At 61.3% G+C, this 24,500-nt stretch carries 24 protein-coding genes; 5 read left to right on the top strand and 19 right to left on the bottom strand.

What is annotated here, in order from left to right:
• Nucleotides 1-32: 32 nt before the first annotated feature.
• Nucleotides 33-896, top strand: a complete 864-nt coding sequence (locus tag IF189_RS29245) for a methyl-accepting chemotaxis protein (RefSeq protein WP_413038537.1) — start codon at nt 33-35, stop codon at nt 894-896.
• A gap of 75 nt (nt 897-971) precedes the next feature.
• On the opposite strand, the gene IF189_RS24195 is transcribed toward IF189_RS29245, so the two are convergent.
• From IF189_RS24195 to IF189_RS24180, 4 genes are all read right to left on the bottom strand, one after another.
• Complete coding sequence (locus IF189_RS24195; protein ID WP_114885602.1) at nt 972-1,379, bottom strand: EF-hand domain-containing protein; 408 nt, start codon at nt 1,377-1,379, stop codon at nt 972-974.
• A 211-nt stretch (nt 1,380-1,590) separates the two neighbouring features.
• Nucleotides 1,591-2,889, bottom strand: a complete 1,299-nt coding sequence (locus tag IF189_RS24190; protein ID WP_085712169.1) for an NAD(P)/FAD-dependent oxidoreductase — start codon at nt 2,887-2,889, stop codon at nt 1,591-1,593.
• Between the two features lie 66 nt (nt 2,890-2,955).
• Entirely contained in the window at nt 2,956-3,129 is a 174-nt protein-coding gene (locus IF189_RS24185; protein ID WP_065261571.1) for a DUF3094 domain-containing protein, read from the bottom strand.
• A gap of 144 nt (nt 3,130-3,273) precedes the next feature.
• A complete protein-coding gene (locus tag IF189_RS24180) occupies nt 3,274-3,900 on the bottom strand; it encodes a DUF1780 domain-containing protein (protein ID WP_065261573.1) in 627 nt (208 codons plus the stop codon).
• A gap of 133 nt (nt 3,901-4,033) precedes the next feature.
• Here IF189_RS24180 and IF189_RS24175 point away from each other — a divergent pair, with 133 nt between their 5' ends.
• A complete protein-coding gene (locus IF189_RS24175; protein WP_134828145.1) occupies nt 4,034-4,723 on the top strand; it encodes an energy-coupling factor ABC transporter permease in 690 nt (229 codons plus the stop codon).
• Between the two features lie 65 nt (nt 4,724-4,788).
• The gene (locus IF189_RS24170; protein ID WP_007959584.1) at nt 4,789-5,004 is read left to right on the top strand and encodes a hypothetical protein; all 216 of its coding nucleotides are present in this window, start codon (nt 4,789-4,791) and stop codon (nt 5,002-5,004) included.
• Nucleotides 5,005-5,010: 6 nt separating this feature from the next.
• On the opposite strand, the gene yacG is transcribed toward IF189_RS24170, so the two are convergent.
• The 5 genes from yacG to pilB are packed head-to-tail and all read right to left on the bottom strand — an operon-like array spanning nt 5,011 to nt 9,622.
• On the bottom strand, nt 5,011-5,211 hold the full coding sequence (gene yacG / locus IF189_RS24165; RefSeq protein ID WP_085712167.1) for a DNA gyrase inhibitor YacG: 201 nt from the start codon (nt 5,209-5,211) through the stop codon (nt 5,011-5,013).
• The gene (gene coaE, locus IF189_RS24160; protein WP_192552376.1) at nt 5,208-5,831 is read right to left on the bottom strand and encodes a dephospho-CoA kinase; all 624 of its coding nucleotides are present in this window, start codon (nt 5,829-5,831) and stop codon (nt 5,208-5,210) included. Before coaE ends, yacG begins: the two co-directional genes overlap by 4 nt.
• The gene (locus IF189_RS24155; RefSeq protein ID WP_134828144.1) at nt 5,828-6,700 is read right to left on the bottom strand and encodes a prepilin peptidase; all 873 of its coding nucleotides are present in this window, start codon (nt 6,698-6,700) and stop codon (nt 5,828-5,830) included. Before IF189_RS24155 ends, coaE begins: the two co-directional genes overlap by 4 nt.
• A gap of 1 nt (nt 6,701) precedes the next feature.
• Entirely contained in the window at nt 6,702-7,919 is a 1,218-nt protein-coding gene (locus IF189_RS24150) for a type II secretion system F family protein (RefSeq protein ID WP_134828143.1), read from the bottom strand.
• A gap of 2 nt (nt 7,920-7,921) precedes the next feature.
• On the bottom strand, nt 7,922-9,622 hold the full coding sequence (pilB, locus tag IF189_RS24145) for a type IV-A pilus assembly ATPase PilB (RefSeq protein WP_192552375.1): 1,701 nt from the start codon (nt 9,620-9,622) through the stop codon (nt 7,922-7,924).
• Between the two features lie 226 nt (nt 9,623-9,848).
• Here pilB and IF189_RS24140 point away from each other — a divergent pair, with 226 nt between their 5' ends.
• Nucleotides 9,849-10,292, top strand: coding sequence for a pilin (locus IF189_RS24140; protein WP_134828141.1), 444 nt, complete (start codon nt 9,849-9,851; stop codon nt 10,290-10,292).
• Nucleotides 10,293-10,591: 299 nt separating this feature from the next.
• Entirely contained in the window at nt 10,592-10,948 is a 357-nt protein-coding gene (locus IF189_RS24135; RefSeq protein WP_065261581.1) for a BON domain-containing protein, read from the top strand.
• A gap of 166 nt (nt 10,949-11,114) precedes the next feature.
• Here IF189_RS24135 and IF189_RS24130 read toward each other — a convergent pair whose 3' ends face one another.
• The 10 genes from IF189_RS24130 to IF189_RS24085 form a co-directional block, all read right to left on the bottom strand.
• Entirely contained in the window at nt 11,115-11,411 is a 297-nt protein-coding gene (locus tag IF189_RS24130) for a DUF2845 domain-containing protein (RefSeq protein ID WP_085712161.1), read from the bottom strand.
• On the bottom strand, nt 11,411-14,362 hold the full coding sequence (locus tag IF189_RS24125; protein ID WP_192552374.1) for a DUF748 domain-containing protein: 2,952 nt from the start codon (nt 14,360-14,362) through the stop codon (nt 11,411-11,413). The genes IF189_RS24130 and IF189_RS24125 overlap by 1 nt, the downstream gene beginning before the upstream one ends.
• Before the next feature lie 133 nt (nt 14,363-14,495).
• Nucleotides 14,496-15,512 (bottom strand): class I SAM-dependent rRNA methyltransferase, encoded by a 1,017-nt coding sequence (locus IF189_RS24120; protein ID WP_134828139.1) that lies wholly within the window; start codon nt 15,510-15,512, stop codon nt 14,496-14,498.
• A 54-nt stretch (nt 15,513-15,566) separates the two neighbouring features.
• Complete coding sequence (locus IF189_RS24115; RefSeq protein ID WP_134828138.1) at nt 15,567-16,436, bottom strand: oxygenase MpaB family protein; 870 nt, start codon at nt 16,434-16,436, stop codon at nt 15,567-15,569.
• A 50-nt stretch (nt 16,437-16,486) separates the two neighbouring features.
• The gene (acs, locus tag IF189_RS24110) at nt 16,487-18,424 is read right to left on the bottom strand and encodes an acetate--CoA ligase (RefSeq protein WP_134828137.1); all 1,938 of its coding nucleotides are present in this window, start codon (nt 18,422-18,424) and stop codon (nt 16,487-16,489) included.
• A gap of 114 nt (nt 18,425-18,538) precedes the next feature.
• Nucleotides 18,539-20,203, bottom strand: coding sequence for a glucose-6-phosphate isomerase (gene pgi / locus IF189_RS24105; protein WP_085712156.1), 1,665 nt, complete (start codon nt 20,201-20,203; stop codon nt 18,539-18,541).
• A gap of 359 nt (nt 20,204-20,562) precedes the next feature.
• Nucleotides 20,563-21,423, bottom strand: a complete 861-nt coding sequence (gene panC, locus IF189_RS24100; RefSeq protein WP_134828136.1) for a pantoate--beta-alanine ligase — start codon at nt 21,421-21,423, stop codon at nt 20,563-20,565.
• Nucleotides 21,420-22,220 (bottom strand): 3-methyl-2-oxobutanoate hydroxymethyltransferase, encoded by an 801-nt coding sequence (gene panB, locus IF189_RS24095; protein WP_114885579.1) that lies wholly within the window; start codon nt 22,218-22,220, stop codon nt 21,420-21,422. Before panB ends, panC begins: the two co-directional genes overlap by 4 nt.
• Before the next feature lie 320 nt (nt 22,221-22,540).
• Nucleotides 22,541-23,026, bottom strand: a complete 486-nt coding sequence (gene folK / locus IF189_RS24090; protein ID WP_192552373.1) for a 2-amino-4-hydroxy-6-hydroxymethyldihydropteridine diphosphokinase — start codon at nt 23,024-23,026, stop codon at nt 22,541-22,543.
• A 3-nt stretch (nt 23,027-23,029) separates the two neighbouring features.
• Entirely contained in the window at nt 23,030-24,430 is a 1,401-nt protein-coding gene (locus tag IF189_RS24085) for a polynucleotide adenylyltransferase PcnB (protein ID WP_192552372.1), read from the bottom strand.
• Between the last annotated feature and the right edge of the window lie 70 nt (nt 24,431-24,500).

The raw sequence follows: 24,500 nt of genomic DNA, 5'->3' as shown, positions 1-24,500 counted from the left end.
AAGTCAGCCGATTGCTCAAGGCGCTGGCGACCATGCAACAGAACCTGCGCGAAACCCTGCAGGGCATCAACGGTTCTGCGACGCAACTGGCGACTGCCGCCGATGAGCTCAATGCCGTCACGCTCGACAGCACCCAGGGCCTGCAACAACAGAACAACGAAATCGAACAGGCCGCCACCGCCGTCAACGAGATGACCACGGCGGTCGAGGAAGTCGCACGCAATGCGGTGTCGACCTCCGACGCGACACGCCAGTCCAGCGAATCGGCGCATTTGGGGCAAGAACGGGTCAGTGAAACCGCCAGTGCCATCAACGCCCTGGCCAGTGAAGTGCAGCATACCGGTGAGTTGGTGCAATCCCTGGCCAACCAGTCGCAAGACATCGGCAAGGTGCTGGACGTTATCCGCGCGATTGCCGAACAGACCAACCTGCTGGCGCTCAACGCCGCCATCGAAGCGGCGCGGGCGGGGGAGAGCGGACGCGGGTTTGCCGTGGTCGCCGACGAAGTCCGGGCGCTGGCCTATCGCACGCAACAATCGACTCAGGAAATCGAGCAGATGGTGCAAGGCATGCGCAACGGTTCGAGCCTGGCGCTGGAGTCGATGCAAGCCAGTGCCTCGCGTGCGTCCACCACGCTGGTGCTGGCCGAGCGGGCGGGTGAGGCGCTGCAAACCATCACCGCGTCGGTGCATGAGATCCATGAACGCAATCTGGTGATCGCCAGTGCCGCCGAAGAGCAGGCGCAAGTGGCGCGGGAAGTGGATCGTAATCTGGTGAACATTCGCGACCTGTCGGTACGTTCGGCGGCCGGCGCCGACCAGACCAGCGCGTCCAGCCATGAGCTGTCGAAACTCGCCAATGCATTGCAGGGCATGGTGCGGCGCTTCCAGCTGTAATTTCTCAGGCCGCAAAAAAAGCCGCGCATCTCCTCAGAGAATGCGCGGCTTTGTTTTTGCCGGGACGGACTGATATCAGGCACCGTCACGCTCTTTCAGGTGTTCGAACAGGCCTTTGGGCATTTTCTTGCCGTTGGCTTCGTAGTTGGCTTTGACGTTGTCGTAAGCCTCTTGCTCGTCGATGAAGCCATCGTGGTTGGTGTCGATCTTGTCGAAGTCGGAGTGCGGCGCGACCTTCAGGAATTCGGCGCGGGAGACTTTGCCATCACCATCGGTGTCGGTTTTGGCCATCGACGCATCGCCGCATTTGCCTTCACCGCATTTGCCTTCCGGAGTTTTCACCGAGGTCTCGGCCGAGGCGACCATGTAGCCCTGGGCCAGCGGTTGTGCGGCGAACACCGAGCCGGACAGCATCAGGCCGCCGGCCAGTACGGCGCCGACCAGGCCAAGGGAGGTTTTGCCAATTTTCGAAGTGCGGGTCATTTCATTCTCCTTCGGTTGCACTGCGCAACCACACGTTAAGGGCGATCAATCCGGAGCAGGTGCGCTCGGGTGTGGCCATTAAGCGGTGGCGGTGTATCGCGTCTGTGTCGAGGAGCGGGAGGTTTGTAAGCGAAGGTGGGAAAGCGGGGGGCAGATACAGTAGAAGACAAAAACCGCGGGGACGAGCCGGCCCGCCCCCGCGGTTTTTACATCAGTGCAGCTTCAGGCGTGGCTCGGTGCCGCGTCCGATCTTGCTGCCCAGCATCAGCATGGCGGTGCGGAATGGTCCGTACAGCGCCATCTGGTGCATGCGGTACAGCGACACGTAGAACATCCGCGCCAGCCAGCCTTCGAGCATCACGGTTCCGGTCAGGTTGCCCATCAAGTTACCCACAGCCGAAAAACGCGACAGCGAAATCAGCGAGCCGTAGTCGGTGTACTTGTACTCCGGCAGGGTCTTGCCTTCGATCCGCAGTTTCAGCGACTTGGCCAGCAACGACGCCTGCTGGTGCGCAGCCTGGGCCCGTGGCGGCACGTTACGATCCGAACCCGGTTGCGGGCAGGCGGCGCAATCGCCGAAGGCGAAAATGTTTTCGTCGCGGGTGGTCTGCAGCGTCGGCAGCACTTGCAGCTGGTTGATGCGGTTGGTTTCCAGGCCATCGATGTCCTTGAGGAAACCCGGTGCGCGGATCCCGGCGGCCCAGACTTTCAGGCTGGCCTTGATCTCGTTGCCATCGGCAGTGATCAGGCTGTCGGCGGTGACCTGGCTGACCGAGGCGTTGGTCATCACGTTGACCCCGAGCTTTTCCAGGGTCTTGTGCACCGGCCCGCTGATGCGTTCCGGCAGCGCCGGCAGCACCCGTGGCCCGGCTTCGATCAGGGTGATGTGCATGTTTTCCGGTTTGATCCGGTCCAGACCATAGGCCGCCAGTTCATGGGCGGCGTTGTGCAGCTCGGCCGCCAGTTCAACGCCAGTGGCGCCGGCGCCGACGATGGCCACGCTGATCTGCTGAACCACATCGGTTTGCCCGGCGTGAGCACGCAGGTAGTGATTGAGCAGTTGCTGGTGGAAACGCTCGGCCTGTTTGCGGGTGTCGAGGAACAGGCAGTGCTGCGCCGCGCCCTGGGTGCCGAAATCGTTGGTGGTGCTGCCGACCGCGATCACCAGCGAGTCGTAGGGCACTTCCCGCGCCGGCACCAGCTCCACGCCGTTTTCGTCGTAGGTGGCGGCGAGCTGGATCTTCTTCTGCTCACGATCGAGCCCGCTCATGCGCCCCAGCTGGAACTCGAAGTGGTTCCATTTGGCCTGGGCGACATAGTTGAGTTCGTCTTCGGAGGAGTTCAGCGATCCGGCGGCCACTTCGTGCAATAGCGGTTTCCAGATGTGCGTCAGGTTCGCGTCGACCAGCATGATGCTGGCGGTGCCGCGCTTGCCCAGAGTCTTACCCAGACGGGTAGCCAACTCCAGACCGCCGGCGCCGCCGCCGACAATGACAATACGATGGGACATGGTGATAGCTCGCAAGGTTTTTAAAGGAAATCGTTGTCGTCGTAACCCAAGCGAGCGCGATGCAGCTCATAGCGTCAGGTAACTGATAAATCGGCTCAACAGGCCCAGACCGATGGTCGCTGCCAGCACCACCACCAGGAGCATCCACGGCCGGAATGGCCGGCGCTCGACACGGTGCTGGGACAACTGCAGGTACTCTTCGACATGCTTCTGGTCTTCGGGGTTCAGGCGGCTGGTCATATGAGGCCTCGTCAGGGATAGACGTTGCTGAATGCGCAGACGTTACAGCGGTTTGTCTGCGAGCGTTGAACGGCGCATGTCATCCGGGCGAATGATTGCGCTTTTGTAACATCCGGCCAGTGTTTGCGCCATCCTGCTTAGGGCTTACAGGCTGATCCCGACATCGAACAGAATGCTGCGACCCAGATTGCTGCGCAGGAAATCCGGTGCATCGGGGTGAGCGAACAACACCCGGGCGAACGTCGGCCCGACCAGTGACAGCGAGCGCCAGCCCTGACGCAGATATTCGGTGGGCGGTGGAAAGTGGCTGTTGAGGTCGAGCACTTCGCGCTTGAGGCTGGCGAAGGCGATGATGTCGAGCTCGCCCAGGTCCATGCCGCGTTCCTTGTAGTTGTGCGCTTTCTTGCGCAGGGTCGGCGCCAGCCTCAGCAGAAATTCGTTGGCCGGAATCCGTCGTGGCTTGGCTTCGCGACGCACCAGTTGGCTCAGGGAAAACGCACTGCGCCGACGTTGCAGCTCGTCGCGCCATTCATCGTTGAGCCGGCGGCCTTCGTCGAGGACGAAAAATACCTCGAAGTTGGCATCGCGAAACAACACGTCCGGCGGCTCGCCGGCCGGGGCGAATTCGTCGGCGCGATAGGGGATATTCAAGCCTTGCAGCAGGCGCTGGCAGACCCAACGCTCACGCTCCCATTTGCGGGCATTGGACAGGAACGCGTTGGCCTGCTCGGCCGCGATGGTCAGCAGGCGTAAATAATCTGAGTCATCCATAGGCCCAAGCTTAGCGTTCAATTGCGACAAGCAGAAAGCTTTGCATCGGCAGATTCACCCGGGTGGCGGTGTAGACTTCGACACAGGAGCGCCAATCAAGGGAGTCTGCGGTGCGAATGAAGGTGATGTGATCATGATCGGTGCAGAACTGCTGTCATCGACGAGTCTGGCCATCGGCTGGCTGGTTTACCTGCCGGTGCTGCTCTGGGCGATCTGTCGTGCGCCGTGGGTCGAACTGTTCAGCGACAGCCGTCGTCAGCACTTGCTGTTCGGCACCGTGTTCGCGCTGTTTCTGTTGTGGATGGTGCGCAGGGATTTCGACACGGGCGTGTCGTATCACTTCATCGGCATGACCGCCGTGACCTTGCTGCTCGACTGGCCACTGGCGATTGTCGGCGGTCTGGTGGCGCAGATCGGGCTGGTTCTGCTGGGACGCCAGGATCTGGTGGCGGTCGGGGTCAACGGCGCGTTGCTGATCCTGCTGCCGGTGCTGATCACCGAAGGGGTGGCGATTCTGGTCGAACGGGCGCAACCGCGTAATCCGTTTGTGTATATCTTCTGCTCCGGCTTCTTCGCGGCGGCCTTGTCGGCGCTGTCATGTCTGATTCTGAGCCTGACCTTGCTGTGGTACGACGGCCTGTTCGCCATGCCCGAATGGCTGGAAGATTTCATCGGTTATCTGTGGCTGCTGATTTTTCCGGAGGCGTTCATCAACGGCATGGTAATCAGCGCGCTGGTGGTGTTCTGCCCGGAATGGCTGGAGACCTTCAACCGCACCCGCTACCTTTCGGCGCCCTGGAAGGACGACGATCCCAAGTCTTGATCCACATCAAATCCACACCGCGCGCGGCATTTCATGCTCGGCCAAATCCCTTCAGGAGCAGCGGCATGAGCGTTTACGAGTGGGCGAGGCAGGAAACCCGGCAGAGTCTGGAGATGGCGCAGGAGGTGGGATTCGATCCGGGCCTGAGCTTGCGCGCCTTGCTCAGTGCGGTGGTGCAGCAGAGCAAGGCGGTGCGCAACGCCGAAGACCTGGCCGACGAGTTGCGCTTTCTGGCGGAAAACCTCGACGACGATCAGGACTACGGCTTCATGCGGCCCTGAGCGGGATCAGTGGCGCGGGTCGAAGTCGCCGGAAAACAGTTCGTCCTCGGCATCCGGGGCCACCGGAATCTTGTGTTCTTCCGACGCCCAGGCACCGAGGTCGATCAGTTTGCAGCGGTCCGAGCAGAACGGCCGGAATTTGTTTGCGGGGGTGAATTCCACCGGGGCGCCGCAGGTCGGGCAATTAACGGTTGGGGTCTGGCTCATGACTGGCCTCCGGATAAAGTCAGGTAAAAGTGATGCAGGCGCTCGACTTCGCTGTGGAGCCAGGCGAGGTCGCGGTCGTTGACCACCACATCATCGGCACGGCTCACGCGGTCTTCGCGGCTGGATTGGGCCTTGAGGATCGCCTGGACCTGCTGTTCGCTGGTCTGGTCACGCTGCAGGGTGCGTTCGATCTGCAGTTGCTGCGGGGCATCGATCACCAGGATTCGCTGGGTCATCGCGTACTGTCCGGACTCGATCAACAGCGGTGAAACCAGAATCGCGTAAGGTGATTTTGCCAGCGCCAGGTGATGGGCGATTTCCTCGGCGATCAGCGGATGCAGCAGCGCTTCGAGCCAGCGGCGTTGCTCCGGCACTTCGAAAATCAACTTGCGCAACGCCGCGCGATCCAGCGTGCCATCGGCCTGCAGGACCTCAGGGCCGAAGTGCTCGGCAATCTTCGCCAGCGCCGGGCGCCCAGGCTCGACTACCCAGCGCGCCGCATGATCGGCGTCCACGACGTGGATACCAAGATCGATGAAGTGCTGGGCGGCAGCGCTTTTGCCGCTGCCGATGCCGCCGGTCAGGCCGAGAATCCAGGGTTTTTCCACAGGGGTATTCATTTCAAACCGACAAACTGCCAATAGAAGTCGGTTATTTGACCACCCCAGAGCAAGGCAATCCAGCCGGCAATTGCCAGATAGGGCCCGAAGGGGATTGGCGTCGAGGTTTTCCGGTCGCGCAGCTTGAGCAGAATCACTCCCAGTACGGCACCCACCAGCGACGACAGGAGAATGGTCAGCGGCAGAATCTGCCAGCCTCCCCAGGCCCCCAGCAGTGCCAGCAGCTTGAAGTCGCCGTGACCGATGCCGTCCTTGCCGGTGAGCAGCTTGAACAGCCAGAACACCGACCACAGCGCCATGTAACCGGCCACCGTGCCCCACAGCGCGTCATGCAATGAGACGAACAGGTCGAAGCTGTTGACGATCAAGCCCAGCCACAGCAGCGGCAGTACCAGCACGTCGGGCAGCAGCTGATGCTCGGTGTCGATCAGGCTCATCGCCAGCAAGCCCCAGGTCAGCACGATCAGCAGGCATGCCGGCCAGCCGAAGCCCAGATGCCAGGCGATGAACGCCGAGAGCAGGCCGCAGGCCAGTTCGGTCAGAGGATAACGCTTGCTGATCGGCGCCGCGCATGACGAGCAGCGCCCGCGCAAAAACAGGTAGCTGAGCAGCGGGATGTTTTCCCACGCACGAATGCGGTGAGCGCAATGCGGGCATTGCGAGTGCGGCAACATCAGGTTGTAGACCGGCAACGGCGTTTCGACGGGCAGCCCGAGCACGTCGTGGGCCTGCTGGCGCCATTCGCGCTCGAGCATCTTCGGCAGACGCCAGATCACCACATTGAGGAAGCTGCCGACCACCAGCCCGAGCACTAGGGCAGTGAAGACAAAGGCCAGCGGATAGAGGGCGAAGAGTTCGTCGATGGGCATGTCAGATCGCTGAGCCGAGTTGGAAGATCGGCAGGTACATGGCCACGACCAGCCCGCCGACGATCACCCCGAGTACCACCATGACGAAAGGCTCCATCAGGCTGGTGAGGTTGTCGACCATGTTATCCACTTCTTCCTCGTAGAACCCGGCCACCTTGTCGAGCATGTCGTCCAGGGCGCCGGATTCTTCGCCGATGGCGGTCATCTGCACGGCCATGTTCGGAAAGATTCCGCTGGTGCGCATCGCGAAATTCAACTGCATGCCGGTGGCCACGTCCTGACGAATGCGCAGCACCGCGCGCTTGAACACCACGTTGCCGGTGGCTCCGGCGACCGAGTCCAGCGCTTCGACCAGCGGCACGCCGGCGGCAAACGTGGTCGACAGGGTCCGGGCAAAACGGGCCACGGCGGACTTGTACATCATGGTGCCCACCAGTGGCAGTTTCAGTAGCCAGGCATCTCGGCGGTCACGCAGGGCCTGGGATTTCTTCAAGGCATGGCGGGTGCCGAAAAACGCCACAATCAGCACACCCAGAATCGCCCACCACCATTGCTGCATGAACTCCGACAGGCCGATCACCATCAAGGTAAACGCCGGCAGTTCGGCACCGAAGCCGGAAAACACCGACTGGAACTGCGGCACCACTTTCACCAGCAGAATGCCGGTGACGACCGCCGCCACCAGAATCACGGCGGTGGGGTAGGTCATGGCCTTCTTGATCTTGGCCTTGAGGCTTTCGCTCTTCTCTTTGTAGGTCGCCACGCGCTCGAGCAGGGTGTCGAGGGCACCGGACTGCTCGCCGGCATCGACCAGGTTGCAGTACAACTCGTCGAAGTATTGCGGCTTCTTGCGCAGGGCCGCGGCGAAGCTGTTACCGGCGGCGACTTCCTGTTTCACCTCGTCCACCAGCTTGCGCATCGCAGGGTTCTCGAAGCCTTCGCCGATGATGTCGAACGACTGCAATAACGGCACGCCGGCCTTCATCATGGTTGCCATCTGCCGGGTGAACAGGGCGATATCCAGCGGCTTGATGCGTTTGCCGAAATTCAGCAACGACGCGGATTTCTTGCGCACCTTGCCGGGGTTGATGCCCTGCTTGCGCAACTGGGCCTTGATCAGCGCGGGGTTTTGCCCGCTCAGTTCGCCGCTGATCCGGCTGCCTTTCTTGTCCGTGCCTTCCCAGGCGTAGACGCTGATTTTCGCTGCCTTGACGGCCATGTTCAGTCCTTGGTGACCCGGTTGATTTCTTCAAGGCTGGTGATGCCTTGCATGGCCTTGATCAGTCCCGAGGTGCGCAGGTCGTTGAAGCCGTCCAGGCGCATCTGGCTGTCGATTTCCAGTGAGTTGCCCTCGGCCATGATCAGCCGCTGCAGTTCGGGCGTGTTCCTGACCACTTCATAGATGCCGGTGCGGCCCTTGTAGCCGCCGTTGCAGTGATCGCAACCGACGGGCTCATAGATCGTGAAACCGCCGATGCGTTCCTCGGGGAAGCCTTCCTTGAGCAGGGTTTCGCGGGGAATCTCGATGGGCTTCTTGCAGTGGCTGCAGAGTTTGCGCGCCAGACGCTGGGCGATGATCAGGCTGACCGACGTGGCGATGTTGAAACCGGGAATGCCCATGTTGTGCAAGCGGGTCAGCGTTTCTGCGGCGCTGTTGGTGTGCAGCGTGGACAGTACAAGGTGACCGGTCTGTGCCGCCTTGATCGCAATCTCCGCTGTTTCGAGGTCGCGGATCTCGCCGACCATGATCACGTCCGGGTCCTGACGCAGGAACGAGCGCAGGGCCTGGGCGAAATCCAGCCCCTGCTTCGGATTGACGTTGACCTGGTTGATGCCTTCCATGTTGATCTCCACCGGGTCTTCGGCGGTGGAGATGTTGATGTCGACGGTATTGAGGATGTTGAGCCCGGTGTACAGCGACACGGTCTTGCCGGAACCGGTGGGGCCGGTGACCAGGATCATGCCTTGCGGCTGCTTCAGGGCGGCCAGGTACAGCTCTTTCTGCTCCGGCTCGTAGCCGAGGGCGTCGATGCCGATCTGTGCGCTGGACGGATCGAGGATCCGGATCACCACCTTTTCGCCCCACAGGGTCGGCAGGGTGTTGACCCGGAAGTCGATCGACTTGGTTTTCGACAAGCGCATCTTCAGGCGTCCGTCCTGGGGTTTTCGGCGTTCCGAGATGTCGAGGCTGGCCATGACCTTCAGCCGGGCGGCGATGCGTCCGGCCAGTTGAATCGGCGGTTTGGCCACTTCGCGCAGGATGCCGTCGGTGCGCACCCGCACCCGGTAGTTTTTTTCGTAGGGCTCGAAGTGCAGGTCGGAAGAGCCGCTCTTGATTGCGTCCAGCAGCATCTTGTGGACGAAGCGCACCACCGGCGCGTCGTCGGCGTCCATTCCACCGATGGCGTCCTGTTTGCTGTCATCGACGGATTCGACGTCCAGCCCGTCGAGGTCGACATCGGCCATGTCTTCCAGGCCGGAGGCGTGGGTGTCGAAGAATTTCTCGATGGCGTCGGTGAGCTTGTCGTCCTCCACCAGGATGGCTTCGGTGGTCAGCCCGGTACTGAACTGAATGTCGTTGATCGCCTGGTGATTGCTTGGGTCGGAGATCCCTACGAACAGTTTGTTGCCGCGTCGCCACAGGGGCAGGGCATGGTGCTGGCGGACCAGTTTTTCGCTGACCAGGCCCTTGGGCTGGGTTTCCTTGTCCAGGCAGTTGAGGTCGAGGAACGCCATGCCGAAGTGCTCCGAGGCGATTTCGGCAACCTGCGAACTCTTCACCAGTTTGTTCTGTACCAGATAGCTGACCAGCGACAGGCGATTGCGCTGGGCTTGCTGCCAGGCTTGTTGGGCGCTTTTTTCCGTGAGCAGTTCGGCCTGGACCAATTGCTTGGCCAGACCGCTCAGAGCGATGTCATTCATGGGAATCCCGGATGCAGACAGTTCATGACTTATAGCCTAGTCAAGTGACAGCGCCAAACCGCCTCGGTGCAGGTGACAAAAAGTGTCAGATAGTGCGGTTGCAGGTTGTAGGAAACACCGCGAAAGCGTGATCGCGCCCAGCCTGCGCGGGTGCGGGTGCCTTGGCACGGGCTGTGCTGAGTCCTGTTCAGATCATGAGATTCCGACTCATGCATGGAGCGTGTCTATGAAAAAACAACAAGGTTTCACTCTGATCGAGCTGCTGATCGTCGTGGCGATCATCGGCATCCTGGCCACCATCGCTCTGCCGCAATACACCAAGTACCAGGCACGGTCGAAAGTGACGGCGGGGCTGGCGGAAATCAGCGCGCTGAAAGTGCCGTTCGAGGACACCATCAATCAGGGTACTGACCCGACAAGTACGCTGGTGACCGGTGCGGCAGCCTACACAACGACCAACTGCGGCACGGTCAGTGTGTCGGGTACGGCGAACACCGGGGCAGGCACTATCGTTTGCACCATCGCGAATGCCCCGGCGCCTGTGCTGGGCAAAACCATTACGCTGACCCGTACCGGCGGCGCCACCGGTAACGTGGCCGGTGTCTGGAGCTGCGCTTCGACAGTCAACCCTGACTACGCCCCTAAAGGTTGCCCAGGCAGCGGTACTTGATTGCTTGATCCCTGCTCATCAAATGCCCCGCTTTGCGGGGCATTTTCTTTTGCGCGGTGCTTCACAAAAAGCTTCAATCTTTTCAGCGTGTTAGGAACTTTCCAAAAAACCGCAAGTTGCATGTAGATAATTCAGGGGTCATGCAATTTGCATGATTCCGAAAATCTTCAGATTTGTTAACTTATTGATTTATAAGTGGTTATTGTATTTTCAAAAGTTGGCATAGCGTTCGCAATATCTCCGGTAACCCTGCTGACAAGACACGCAGCAGACTTTCCAGAAAAACAGGAGTTACTCGTATGAAGAAGTTCGCTATCACTGCCGCTGCTGCTACCGCGCTGACCCTGACCATGGCCACCGGCGCATTCGCACAATCCACCCAGGCGACCCAGGCTCCAATGACTCTGGCTGCCGGTGAAATGACCAAGGCGAAAGAAGCCACTTCCGACACCTGGATCACCACCAAAGTCAAAAGCGACCTGGTGACCGAAAAAGGCATTCCAGGCACTGACATCAAAGTAGAAACCAACAAAGGCGTTGTGTCTCTGTCCTCCACTGTTGCAGTGACAGAAGCACAGAAAAAAATGGCCGTAGACATCACCAAGAAAATCAAAGGCGTCAAAGCGGTCTCCGCTGACGGCCTGAAAGCCGAGTAAGGCAAGACTTCTCGCCTGGACCGGGAGAAGACGCGACAGGCGGGCCGAGCAATACGTCTGCCGCCCTTTAGAGTTCATGCGACCGGCCACACGGAATGTGGCCATTACAGGCCCCGGCACTCGTGTCGGGGCCTGTTCTATCAGGAACTGGAAAAGTGCAGAGAAGTCAGTCGCCGCGTTTGCTGTTGATCTGCCGCAGGCGATTGCCTTCGAAGCGCAGGTATTGATACATGCCGTTGCTCGGGCCGTAGGTCCATTCCTCGACCTGAAACTCTTCACGGCGATTGGCGCTGCGCTTGTAGCCCAGCACGTCGCGGCTGACCGGTTCACCGCATTTCTGCAGCACCTCGCTGGCGCGGTCACCGAGGCTGACCAACTGGCTGCCACAGCGCAGGGTATCGGATGCCGAAGCCTGGCTGGCGACGAGCGCCAGCGCCATTGCGGCCAGCCACTGACTGTTCATCATTCGGCGTCCAGATGCATTTGTGTCACCACGCGGCCGTCGCTTTCCGCTTCACCAAGATTGGCGTCGATGAAGTACACGCGGTCGTCGGCCAGTTGGCCCTTGTCCACCAGGTAATCCTTGATGCTGCTGGCACGGTCCTGACCGAGCTGGCGCAGCAGCACATCGCTGGTGCTCCAGAACTTGATCACGTCGGCGCGCATTTTCGCGGTGCGTTCTTCCTTGCCCAGATCTTTCCATTCGGCCGGTGGCTGGGTTTTCAGACGGGTACGGTAGATGCCTTCGAGCAGCGGACCTTTTTCGTTGTCCGGCACCTGGATCAGCGAGGCCTGGGCCGGCACCTTGTCGCCACGACGCTGGAGCATCTTGTAGTAGTTGTACTGGTATTCGCGTTCCAGACGCTGCTCCGCAAGCAACGGGCCGTCGCTGCTTTGTGCGGCGGTGCCTTCGATTTCCAGACGCAGGGCCGGACGCTCCTTCAGTGCCTGGGACAATTTGACCAGCGCCGCTTCGGCATCCTTGTTCAGTTCGCTGGAACCCGGTGCGAAGGACACGGTGCCCAGATCTTCCGATCCGCCACCACTGACCAGACCGCCAATCAGCTTGAACGGTGCGGCGGCGGCTTTGACGATCAGGTTGCGCAGGGTCTGCCAGACAATCGGCATCACGCTGAATTGCGGGTTGTTCAGGTCGCCGGTGACCGGCAGCTCGATGGAAATCTTGCCGTCCACATCCTTGAGCAGGGCAATCGCCAGTTTCAGCGGCAGGCTCACGGCATCCGGGCTGTCGACCTTCTCGCCCAGTTGCAGTTGCTCGACCACCACTTTGTTTTCGGCCTTGAGCTGGCCCTTGGTGATCAGGTAGTGCAGGTCGAGATTGAGCCGGCCCTTGCGGATCCGGTAACCGGCGAACTTGCCGGAGTAGGGGGTCAGGGTGGTCAGTTCGACCCGTTTGAAACTGGTGGCGATGTCGAGGCTGGCCATCGGGTCGAACGGGTTGACCGCGCCTTTGATGGTCACCGGTGCATAACGGTCGACCTTGCCCTTGACGTCGACGCTGGCGGGTTTCGCCTGACGACTGTCGATGGTGCCGATCTGGCCGTTGAGCTGCTGGATCGCCGTGGCGAAATTCGGCGTCAGGCTGAAGTCGGCAAAGTTGGCCGAGCCGTCATTGATCACTATGCCGCCGATGTGAATACCCAGCGGTTTCGAGTTACTGGCGGGTTTGGCCGCTTCGGTTTTCGTTCCGGAATCGGCGGGTTGCGGGATCAGTAAATCATCGATGTTGGTGGTGCGGTCATCGTTGATCATGAAGCGCGCATACGGCTGGAACAGGTTGATCCTGTCGATCGACAGGCTGTCACCGTGCTGATAATTCAGGCCTTCGACCACCACCTGCTGCCACTTGAGGAAGTCGCGGGTCTTCAGGGTGTCGAGGGTGTGCAACTGATCGACCTGAGCGCGACCGGTGACGCTGAGTGCCAGCGGCTCGGTACTTTTCAGGTTCACTTTCAGGTCGCTGCCGAGCATGCCGCTGCGCAGTTCCAGACGAATGAACGGGTTGATGTAGGACTGGGCGACGCGCAGGTCGATGTCCTGGGTTTTCACGTTGAGCTGGGCGGTGACCGGCGCCAGGTTGACCACGCCGTCGGCGTTGATCTTGCCTTGCTTGCCCAGGCCGGCGTCGAGTTTGACGTTGAAGGGAGAGCCGTTGAGGCTGTCGAAATTCTGCAGATCGACGTTCAGCGGCGTGACATCCAGCGTGACCTCGGGTTTCGCCGAGCGGTCCGCCAGGTGCACTTTGTAGTCACGCAGTTGCACGTCCTTGAGCAGCACTTGCCATGGCTTGCCCGGCGCGGTCGGTTCCGTTTTCGGCGAGTCGGCGGCGGCCGGAGTGCTTTTGGGCTCAGCCGCTGCTTTGGCGGCAGGTTTGGACGGCTGACTGGCGAACAGTTTTTGCCAGTCCAGTTGCCCGTCCGCTTCGAGGGCGGCCCAGGTTTCGAGTTTCTGGCTGCGGATCTTGCCGACCACCACTTGCTGCTTGGCCAGGTCCACGGTGGTTTCGCTGACGTCCAGGCGGTCGAGTTTTGCCAGCGGACGTCCGTCCGGTGCCTTGATTGCAAACGGCGCGACGCTGACCGCCACGTTGCTCAACAGCAGTTCGGTTTCCTTGGACAGATTGAGCTTGTAATCGGTGCTGAGGCTGACCACGCCGTTTTCCAGCACCAGCGGTACGGCGTCGCGCACGTAGGGCCAGAACGCTTTCATCTGGCCATCGGTGACCTTGAGCGTGCCTTCGGAGGCAATCGGGATCAGGCTGAAATTGCCTTTCCAGTCGATCTGCCCACCAGCCGGGCCGATGGCGACCAGAGTCATGTCGGCGTTGTCTTCAGGCAAGGTGCTGAGGTTGTTCAGTTCGAAATCGAGTTTGTCGTAGAGGAATTCGATCGGCTCGCTCGGGCGTGCATCCTCGAAATGCACGTTGCCACCGGCCAGTTTGATCCGGTCGATACGCAGCGGAAACGGCTTGGCATCCGGATCTGCTGGCGTCGGTTCGCTGGCCGGCAGTTTGAACAGACCGAGCAGATTGAGTTTGCCGTCCTTGGCGAACAGGATTTCGGTCTTCGGTTTGTCCAGTTCGATGTCGGACAGGTGCAGGGCTTTTGTCCACAGGCTGTCGAGTTGCAGGTTGGCGTACAGGCGTTCGAAACCGACCTGTTCCTTGCCCGGCTCGCCGATGACCAGGCCCCAAAGTGTGACTTCGAGGCTGAACGGATTGAGTTCGATACGCTGGAGGTGCGCGGGCACCGTGGCGTAGTTGGCCAGTTGCTGGTTGGCCACGCGGAGCGCGATGCCCGGCAGAATCAGAAACCCCAGCAGGCTGTAGAGGGCCAGAGCAGTCAACAGGGCGCCAATCGCGCGAATCAATCCTTTGGGCATGTGCGGCTTCATCTGTCTGAATCGGAGTGCCTTGGAGTATGGCACGCGATTCCGGTTCCGAAGTACATCGCGCGAGACAGGATTGTTCAGATTTGTCTGCAATGTCTGTAGGAGCAGCCGAAGGCGGCTCCTGCCGGAGGAAATTTCAGAGCTGGAGAATCAGGGTCTTGAGCGGCGGTTGCCCGTCCAGTGAAGGGAAATCCCGGCCCGGCGTCATCACGCTCCATTCGCGAACCGGGCGCCCGGCTTTCTCGGCGCAGCGCAGCACCTGTTCGCGCCAGTCGTCCATGCTGACTTTTGCCAGGTTGTTGCAGCAGATCAGCACGCCATTCTCGGCGGTGGTCAGCAGGGCTGGCTTGAGCAGGCTCTGATAATCGCGCAGCAGGTCGACGGTGCCGAACGCACTTTTGGCCCACGCCGGTGGGTCGAGCAGCACCAGATCGTATTGGCGTTGTTCGAGGCGCTGATAGCTCGGCAGTTTCTGCCCGCGACGCTGGCTGATCGGCAGACCGGCCAACTGGCGGATCGCCGGGAAGTAGTCAGACTGGATGAATTCCATGGTCGGCAGCTGCGGATTGAGCAAACCGTTCTCGCGGCCGACTGCCAGGTTGCCTTCGGCGAAATCCAGGTTGCACACCTCGCGGGCACCGCCGGCGGCCGCGCTGAGGCCGACGCCGCAGGTGTAGGCGAACAGGTTGAGCACGCTTTTGCCCTTGGCGTGATCCTTGACCCAGCCGCGGGTGTTGCGCAGGTCGAGGAACAGCAGCGGATCCTGGCCGGCGTGGCGTCCGCGCACGCGATAATTCAGGCCCCACTCGTGGCCGACCAGATCGACCAGCGCTGCGTCGTCGGCGCGGTACACGCTGTCTTCGCGGTCGATGCGCGAGTTGCCACGGGAGCGGTCGTTGTAGACCAGCAGAGTTTGCAAGCCCAGCGTTTCGTTCACCGTGGCGTGCAGTTGCAGCAGGTCGGCGAGTTCCAGTGTCTGGTGGAAACTCTGCACCATCAGTTGCGGGCCGTAGCGGTCGACGGTCAGGCCGCCGGCGCCTTCCTGGCTGCCGTGGAACAGGCGATAGCAGTCGGTGCCCTGGCGGTGCAGCTCGGTGAGCAGATCCTGGCGTTGATCGAGGGCGGCGCGCAGCGCCTGATTCAGGGAAGACATGCTTGCGCCTTGCTGGAGGGAATCGGGGCGCGGGAGTTTAGCAGCTACTGAGCTTCATCTCAGCCCCATCCGCCGTTGGGCCCGTTGCACCGAACCATTGCGCATCGCCCAGCGCAGCATCGGTGCGCTGCGTTTGACGCTGGCGCGGATCAGCTGACGCTGCAAGGGATTCTGACGGGCATCGAGCATGTCGCTGGCCCAATCCGGCAGCAGGTCGATGCCGGCCTTCATCATCAGGTCGCCAAACGGCCGCGCCAGTACGCTGGGCGCCGGGGCATCGAGCAGCAGGCGCAAGACTTCGCGGCTACGATCGTCGCACACCAGTTGCGGGCGCATGCGTTGCAGGTAATCGGCCACGGCCTGGCGCGACTTCGGCACATCGCGAGCACCCAGGCGTTCAGCGACCACGGCGATTTCCGCGTAGTAACGGTCCTGATCCTTCGGTGGCAACTGCGGGTTGCGGTAACGCAAATGAGCTGCGAGAAAATTGCTGACTTCGGCCACGTGCACCCAGGTCAGCAGGTCCGGATCGCTGGCCGCATAGGGCCGCCCATCCGGCGCGGTGCCGACCACTTGCAGGTGAATGGTGCGGACTTTCTCGATCAGCCATTCGGCGTCCCGTTTGGAGCCGAACGTAGTGCCGGAGACAAACTGGCTGGTTCGGCGCAGGCGACCGAGCATGTCCTGGCGGAAATTCGAGTGATCCCAGACGCCGGCCAGCGCCAGTGGGTGCAGGGCTTGCAGTAGCAAGGCACTGATGCCGCCGATCAACATGCTGCTGAAGTCCCCGTGCACTTGCCAACTGACCGAGTCCGGGCCGAACAGGCCGGGATCGCCCTTGGGGTTTTCCAGATCGAGCTGGCCGAGGGACAGACCGGTCAGGCTCATGAGCTGGTTTTCGATACGACTGCGGATGAATTCCATGGCAACTCAGTGGTGAAGGGCGGCGCGGCCGATTGACCGCGCCTGTGATTCTACTGGTTAAGGCGCTTGTCGATCAGCCCCTGCACCACGCTCGGGTCGGCCAGGGTCGAAGTATCACCAAGGCTGTCGAGCTCGTTGCAGGCGATCTTGCGCAGGATCCGCCGCATGATCTTGCCCGAGCGGGTTTTCGGCAGGGCCGGGGCCCACTGAATCAGGTCCGGTTTGGCGAAGCTGCCGATCTCCTTGCTGACGTGGGCCAGCAATTCCTTCTTCAGTTCGTCGTTGGGTTCGGCGCCGTTCATGGGCGTGACGAAGGCGTAGATGCCCTGGCCTTTGACGTCGTGGGGGTAACCGACCACGGCGGCTTCGGCGATGCTGTCATGCAGCACCAGCGCGCTCTCGACCTCGGCGGTGCCGATGCGGTGGCCGGAGACATTGATCACATCATCGATGCGACCGGTGATCCAGTAGTCGCCATCCTCGTCGCGGCGGGCACCGTCACCGGTGAAGTAGTAGCCGGGGTAGGGTTTGAAGTAGGTGTCGACCATGCGCTGCGGATCGCCATAGACGCTGCGGATCTGCGCCGGCCAACTCGACTTGATCGCCAGCACGCCGCTGGCGGCGCCCTTGATTTCCTTGCCGTGTTCGTCGAGCAGCACCGGTTGCACGCCGAACATCGGCTGGGTGGCGCAGCCCGGTTTGATCCGTTGGGCACTGACCAGCGGGCTGAGCATGATGCCGCCGGTCTCGGTCTGCCACCAGGTATCGACAATCGGACAGCGCTGTTCGCCGACCACATTGAAATACCATTCCCACGCTTCCGGGTTGATCGGCTCACCGACGCTGCCGAGCAATCTGAGACTCTGTCGCGAAGTTTCCTGCAAGGGGCCGGCGCCTTCACGCATCAATGCGCGCAGGGCGGTCGGCGCGGTGTAGAAGATGTTGACCTTGTGCTTGTCGATCACCTGCCAGAACCGCGAAGTGCTCGGGTAGCTCGGTACGCCTTCGAAGATCAGCGTGGTCGCGCCGTTGGCCAGAGGGCCGTAGACGATGTAGCTGTGGCCGGTGACCCAGCCGACGTCGGCGGTGCACCAGAACACTTCGCCGTCGCGGTAATCGAGCACGTACTTGAAGGTCATCGCCGCTTGCAGCAGGTAACCGCCGGTGGTGTGCAGCACGCCTTTGGGTTTGCCGGTGCTGCCGGAGGTGTAGAGGATGAACAGCGGGTCTTCGGCGTCCATCGGTTCCGGCGGGCAATCGTCGCTGACGTCGCGCACGGCCTGGTGATACCAGAGGTCGCGGCCTTCGACCCAGTCGCCCTTGTTCTGGGTATGTTCGACCACCACGACGGTGCTGACATCCGGGCAACTCTGCAGGGCCTTGTCGACGTTCTGTTTCAACGGCACGAACTTGCCACCGCGCACGCCTTCGTCGGCGGTGATCACCGTGCGGCAATCGGCATCGAGAATGCGGTCGCGTAACGAGTCCGGCGAAAAACCGCCAAACACCACCGAGTGGATCGCGCCGATCCGTGCGCAGGCGAGCATGGCGTAAGCCGCCTCGGGGATCATCGGCATGTAGATGCACACCCGGTCGCCTTTCTTCACGCCACGGCTTTTCAGCACGTTGGCCAGGCGGCAGACGTGGTGATGCAGTTTGTTGTAGGTGATTTGTGTGGATTCGGCAGGATCGTCGCCTTCCCAGACAATGGCGGTCTGGTCGCCGCGCTTTGCTAAATGGCGGTCGATGCAGTTGTAACTGACGTTCAACTTCGCCCCGGCGAACCAGGAAGCCTCGCCGGTCTTCAGGTCATAGCGCTGGACGGTCTGCCACGGCGTGCTCCAGTCGAGGAAGCGGGTGGCCTGTTCGGCCCAGAAGGTGCTGGGGTGTTCAATGGATTCGCGGTACAGGCGATGGTAGTCGTCCTGACTCAACTGGGCTGCCCGGCGGACGGCATCGGCTTTGGGGAACGTGCTGATATCGAACATGACGGTTCCTTATTCTTGTTGTGCGACAAGGATAAAGATGCGCCGAGAGCGGGGAGGGTTCAATACCTGTAAACAAACACCCCCTCATGGCGAGGGGGTGTGTTCAGGGCTGGATCAGCCGCGGTGACGGCCGCGGAAGTAGTTGATCAGGCCTTGAGTGGACGCATCTTCGGCCGCGGTTTCCTCGCTGCCGACCAGGCGGTTGTAGACGCCCTTGCCCAGTTCCTTGCCCAGTTCCACGCCCCACTGGTCGAAGGCGTTGATGCCCCAGACCACGCTCTGCACGAAGACTTTGTGTTCGTACATCGCCACCAGTGCACCGAGACGACGCGGGCTGATGCGCTCGACCACCAGGGTGTTGCTCGGACGGTTGCCCGGGATCACCTTGTGCGGTGCGAGTTTCTGCACCTGTTCTTCGCTCATGCCCTTGTCGCGCAGTTCCGCTTCGGCTTCCGGCAGGGTCTTGCCGAGCATCAGCGCCTGGCTCTGGGACAGGCAGTTGGCGTACAGCCACTGATGGTGGTCGGAGACCGGGTTGAAGCTGACGATCGGCACGATGAAGTCGGCCGGAATCAGTTGGGTGCCCTGGTGCAGCAACTGGTGGTAAGCGTGCTGGCCGTTGCAGCCGACGCCGCCCCAGATCACCGGGCCGGTATCGGTCGACACCGGAGTGCCGTCCTGACGTACGCTCTTGCCGTTGGATTCCATGTCCAGCTGCTGCAAGTGCTTGGTGATGTTACGCAGGTAGTGGTCGTACGGCAGGATCGCGTGGCTTTGCGCGCCCCAGAAGTTGCCGTACCACACGCCGAGCAGGGCCAGCAGCACCGGCATGTTCTGTTCGAACGGCGCGCTCTGGAAATGCTGGTCCATGGTGTAGGCACCGGACAGCAGTTCCTTGAAGTTGGACATGCCGATGGCAAGGGCAATCGGCAGACCGATGGCCGACCACAGCGAATAACGACCGCCGACCCAGTCCCACATCGGGAAGATGTTTTCTTCGCGGATACCGAAGGCCACGGCTGCCGCGTTGTTGCTCGATACGGCGATGAAGTGGCGATACAGCTCGGCTTCCGAACCGCCCTGGGCCAGATACCAGGCACGGGCGGCCTGGGCGTTTTTCAGGGTTTCGAGGGTGTTGAACGACTTCGACGACACGATGAACAGCGTGGTCTCGGCGCGCAGTTTTTGCGTCAGCTCGTGGAATTCGCTGCCGTCGATGTTCGCCAGGTAATGGCAACGCACGCCTTTCTGGGCGTAGGACAGCAGGGCTTCGGAGACCAGCTCCGGGCCGAGGAACGAACCACCGATACCGATGTTGACCACGTCAGTGATCGGCTTTTCGGTGTAACCGCGCCACAGGCCGTCATGGATCTTGCCGACCAGATCGGTAATCTGGTTCAACACCTTGTGGACTTCAGGCATCACGTTGACGCCATTGACCGACAGCTTGTCGCCCACCGGGCGACGCAGGGCGGTGTGCAGCGCCGGGCGGCCTTCGGAGGAGTTGACGATTTCGCCGTCGAACAGCGCCTTGATCGCGCCCTTGAGATCGACTTCGTTGGCCAGACCCACCAGCAGGTTGCGGGTCTCGGCGTTGATCAGATTCTTCGAATAATCGAGAAACAGTCCGCAGCTGCTGAGGGTGAATTGAGTGAAGCGCTGCGGATCGGCGTTGAAGGCTTCGCGCATGCTGAAATCCTGCATGGCTTGGCGGTGGTCTTTCAACGCCTGCCAGGCAGGCAGAGCGGTAACGTCATGAGGAGTGCGGTAGTACGCCATCGCTGCGGTTTTCCTTTTTACTTGAACGGCCTTTTGAACTCTGAAAAGACCTCCCCGCCATGTTTGGGCGAGGGGGCAACTGCGTCGACACGATTACACGGGCGCAGGGCGAATACAGTAAACCTAGCGCTGCGATCTGTCTTGGCTTCTTCTGACCTGTTACCTGTACTTTTTTAACATCGATAACAGCAGACGCCGACAGACGGCGGGTAATACGAGCAAGTCCCTGCTTTTCGCGCGCAGTGGAACGGCCGGAAGTTTGCCCGATGGTCAGGTGGTCAGCAATACGATCTGGAAGGGGGATGTAGCACGAATGAGGGAGCGAACAGGCTCGCTCCCTCATTCTGCTGTTGCGGTGTTCAGGCGGGGGTATCGAGGTTCAGGTGCAGGTTGTCGATCAACCGGGTGGTGCCGAGGAACGCAGCAACCAGGATCACCAGATCACGATCTTCCGCCGTGGCCGGACGCAGGGTCAGGGCGTGGCGGATTTCCAGGTAATCCGGGCGCAGGCCGGCGGCTTCCAGCTGTTGCCGCTGTGCCAGGATCAAGGCCGGGAAGTCGCGCTCGCCCTGCTTGATCGACTCGGCAATGCTGCTCAGGGCGCGGTAAACGACGGGCGCCACGGCGCGTTGTTCCTCGCTGAGGAAACCGTTGCGCGAGGACAGCGCCAGGCCATCGGCAGCACGTACGGTCGGTTCGCCGATGATCTGGATCGGCATGTTCAGGTCATGCACCAGGGCACGGATCACGGCCAGTTGCTGGTAGTCTTTCTGACCGAAGATCGCCAGATCCGGCTGGACCATGTTGAACAGCTTGCTGACCACGGTCGCCACGCCTTCGAAATGCCCCGGACGGCTGGCGCCGCACAGGCCTTCGGAAAGTTGCGGCACGCTGACCCGGGTCTGCCCGGCCATGCCGTCGGGGTACATTTCTTCGACGGTCGGGGCGAACAGCAGGGAGCAACCGGCTTCCAGCAGTTTTTCCTGATCCGCCGCCAAGGTGCGCGGGTATTTGTCGAGATCTTCGCCGGCGCCGAACTGCAGCGGGTTGACGAAAATGCTCGCGACCACGAAGTCCACTCGCTGCTTGGCTTTAGTGATCAGCGCGATGTGGCCGCTGTGCAGGTTGCCCATGGTGGGCACGAAGCCGATGCGCTTGCCTTCGCTGCGGGCGCGCGCCACGGCAGCGCGCAGTTCACGTACGGTTTTGACGGTGTTCATGCAGAGAATCCGTGTTCGATCCCAGGGAAAGTGGCGGCTTTGACTTCGTTCACATAAGCCTTCAGTGCGGACTGGATGCTGTCCTGACCCTGCATGAAGTTCTTCACGAATTTCGGTACGCGGCCGCTGATCGACAGGCCGAGCATGTCGTGCAGCACCAGGACCTGACCGTCGGTGTCAGTGCCGGCGCCGATGCCGATCACCGGGATTTTCACCGCCTGGCTGATTTCGGCCGCCAGTTCGCTCGGCACACATTCCAGCAGCAGCATGGCCGCACCGGCCTGCTCCAGGGAGATCGCATCGGCGCGCATCTGGCGCGCCTGGTTTTCGTTGCGACCCTGCACTTTATAGCCGCCGAGAATGTTCACGGCTTGCGGGGTCAGGCCCATGTGGGCGCAGACCGGCACACCGCGTTCGGCCAGCAGGCGGATCGATTCCGCCAGCCACAGCGCACCTTCGACCTTGACCATGTGCGCGCCGGCCTGCATAAGCATGGCGCTGTTGGTCATGGTTTGTTCAAGGGTGGCGTTGGCCATGAACGGCAGGTCGGCCAGGATCAGGGCGTCGGTGTTGCCGCGCTTGACGCAGGCGGTGTGGTAGGCCATTTCCGCAATGGTCACCGGCAGGGTGCTGTCGTGACCTTGCAGGACCATGCCGAGGGAGTCGCCCACCAGCAGCACTTCGACACCGGCCTCGTTGCAGGCGTGGGCGAAGGTCGCGTCATAGCAGGTCAGCATGGTGATCTTTTCACCTTTCTGCTTGAGGCTCTGGAGCGTGGTCAGGGTGATGGCTGGCATGTAAGAAATCCTCGTTCAGGCGCTTTGGAAACTACTGCGAGTAACGCGCGTGATTCGTCATCTATTCAGGCGCACGCTCTTTTGTCGTGCTTATAAGGCCTGGATTGCGCCCTTGTATGCCGGGTTGGCGGCAGCGGGACGCCTATAGTCGTGATGAGGCCTCAGGAAGTCAATTGCATGTGTTACCGCATTGTTACGACGGGAGTGTTACCGGCGTTACTGATGCGATTCAGCGGGCCGGCGGGCCTGATCTGCGGAGTTTTTGTCCTACAAGAACGCAAAATACGGGAGCCGATTGGCTCCCGCATCGGCGGTTTGGATCAGGCGTGGGAGAGACGTTCGAGGCCGACGAACGGGCAGGCTGCGAGCAGATCGGCGAGGGTGCGACCGTCGGCCAGGCGCAGATCTTCGGGGGCCAGTTCGGCCAGGGGATAAAGTACGAACGCGCGTTCCTGCATGTGGTAATGCGGGACTTTCAGGCGCGGTTCATCGATCAGACGGTCACCGAACAGCAGGATGTCCAGGTCCAGCGTGCGTGGGCCCCAGCGTTCCAGGCGCTCGCGGCCCTGGCCGTTTTCGATGGCTTGCAGGGCATCGAGCAGTTCCAGCGGGGTGAGGGTGGTGTCGAGTGCCGCGACCGCGTTGGTGTAACGCGGCTGACCCGGCAGCAGGGAGTCGCTCTGGTAAAAGGCAGAGACACCGACCAGTGCTGTACTCGGCAGTTGCGCCAATGAGTCGACCGCGCTGCGCAGTTGTTCGGCCGGGTCAGCCAGATTGCTGCCCATGCCGATGTAGATGCGTTCCATGCCTTATTCGCCCGTAGCGCTCGGTGCACCGGCGCGTTTGCGCTTGGAACCGCTGCTGCGACGACGCTTGCGCGGAGCACCGCTGGCGCCGTCTTCCTTGCCGCTGAGGTCGCGGATCATGTCGCGGCGCTCGCTGTCGTTCGCGTCCTGATAGTCAGTCCACCATTCGCCCAGGCCATCGGTCTGCTCGCCGGCGCTTTCACGCAGCAGCAGGAAGTCGTAGCCGGCGCGGAAGCGCGGATTGTCCAGCAACAGGTCGGCGCGTTTGCCGCTGCGGCGTGGCAGACGTTCCTGCATGTCCCAGATCTCGCGGATCGGCATGGTGAAGCGTTTTGGAATCGCAATGCGCTGGCACTGTTCGGCGATCAGCTCGTGGGCGGCTTCCTGCATCGCCGGAATCGGCGGCATGCCACGCTCCTGCAGACGCAACACGCGGGCCGGCAGGGCTGGCCACAACAGGGCAGCAAACAGGAACGCCGGGGTCACCGGTTTGTTCTGCTTGATCCGCAGGTCGGTGTTGGTCAGTGCTTCGCTGATCAGTGTGTGGGTGTATTCCGGGTTGTATTCCAGCGCATCGGCGCTGGCCGGGAACAACGGCGCGAACAGTTGCAGGTCGACCAGCATCTCGAAGGTGATGGCGCCGTGGCCGGAGAGGAACAGCTTGAGCACTTCCTCGAACAGGCGGGCCGACGGAATCTCGCGCAGCATCGGTGCCAGGTCGCGGATCGGCTGAACGGTGTGCTTTTCGATGCCGAAGTTGAGCTTGGCGGCGAAACGCACGGCCCGCAGCATCCGCACCGGGTCTTCCTGATAGCGCTGTTTCGGGTCGCCGATCAGGCGGATCAGATGATTGCGGATGTCGTGCACGCCGTTGACGTAATCGAGGATGCGCTCGCTGACCGGATCGTAATACAGGGCGTTGATGGTGAAGTCGCGGCGTTGCGCGTCTTCTTCCAGGGTGCCGTAGACGTTATCGCGCAGAATGCGCCCGCTTTCGTTGCGCGAGGACTGGTTGCTGTCTTCGTCGTCTTCGTTTTGCGGGTGGTTGGCGCGGAAAGTCGCAACTTCGATGATTTCGCGACCGAAATGAATGTGCACCAGCTTGAAGCGGCGACCGATGATCCGCGCATTGCGGAATTCGGCGCGAACCTGCTCGGGGGTGGCGCTGGTGGCGACGTCGAAGTCTTTGGGCGTGATGCCCAGCAGCATGTCTCGCACGCAGCCGCCAACCAGGTAGGCCTGGTAGCCGGCGCCCTGCAGACGTTCGACGATGTTGACCGCGTATCGGCTGAATTGCGCCTTTTGCAGCGAATGTTGGCCGCTGTTGAGGACTTCAGGCGTGCTACGGATGTGTTGCGTACGACGCAGGGGAGTTCGGAATGACTGGAACAGCTTCTTCAGCATGGGATGCACTGTTTGAAGGAATGTTCGGCCATACCAGAGAATGACCGCATGATGGGCGGGGATTCTAGCA

Source organism: Pseudomonas sp. IzPS59 (assembly GCF_014863505.1).
GTDB lineage: Bacteria > Pseudomonadota > Gammaproteobacteria > Pseudomonadales > Pseudomonadaceae > Aquipseudomonas > Aquipseudomonas kribbensis.
The sequence above is the reverse complement of the archived record's forward strand: the minus strand, read 5'-3'. Positions and strand labels throughout refer to the sequence as shown.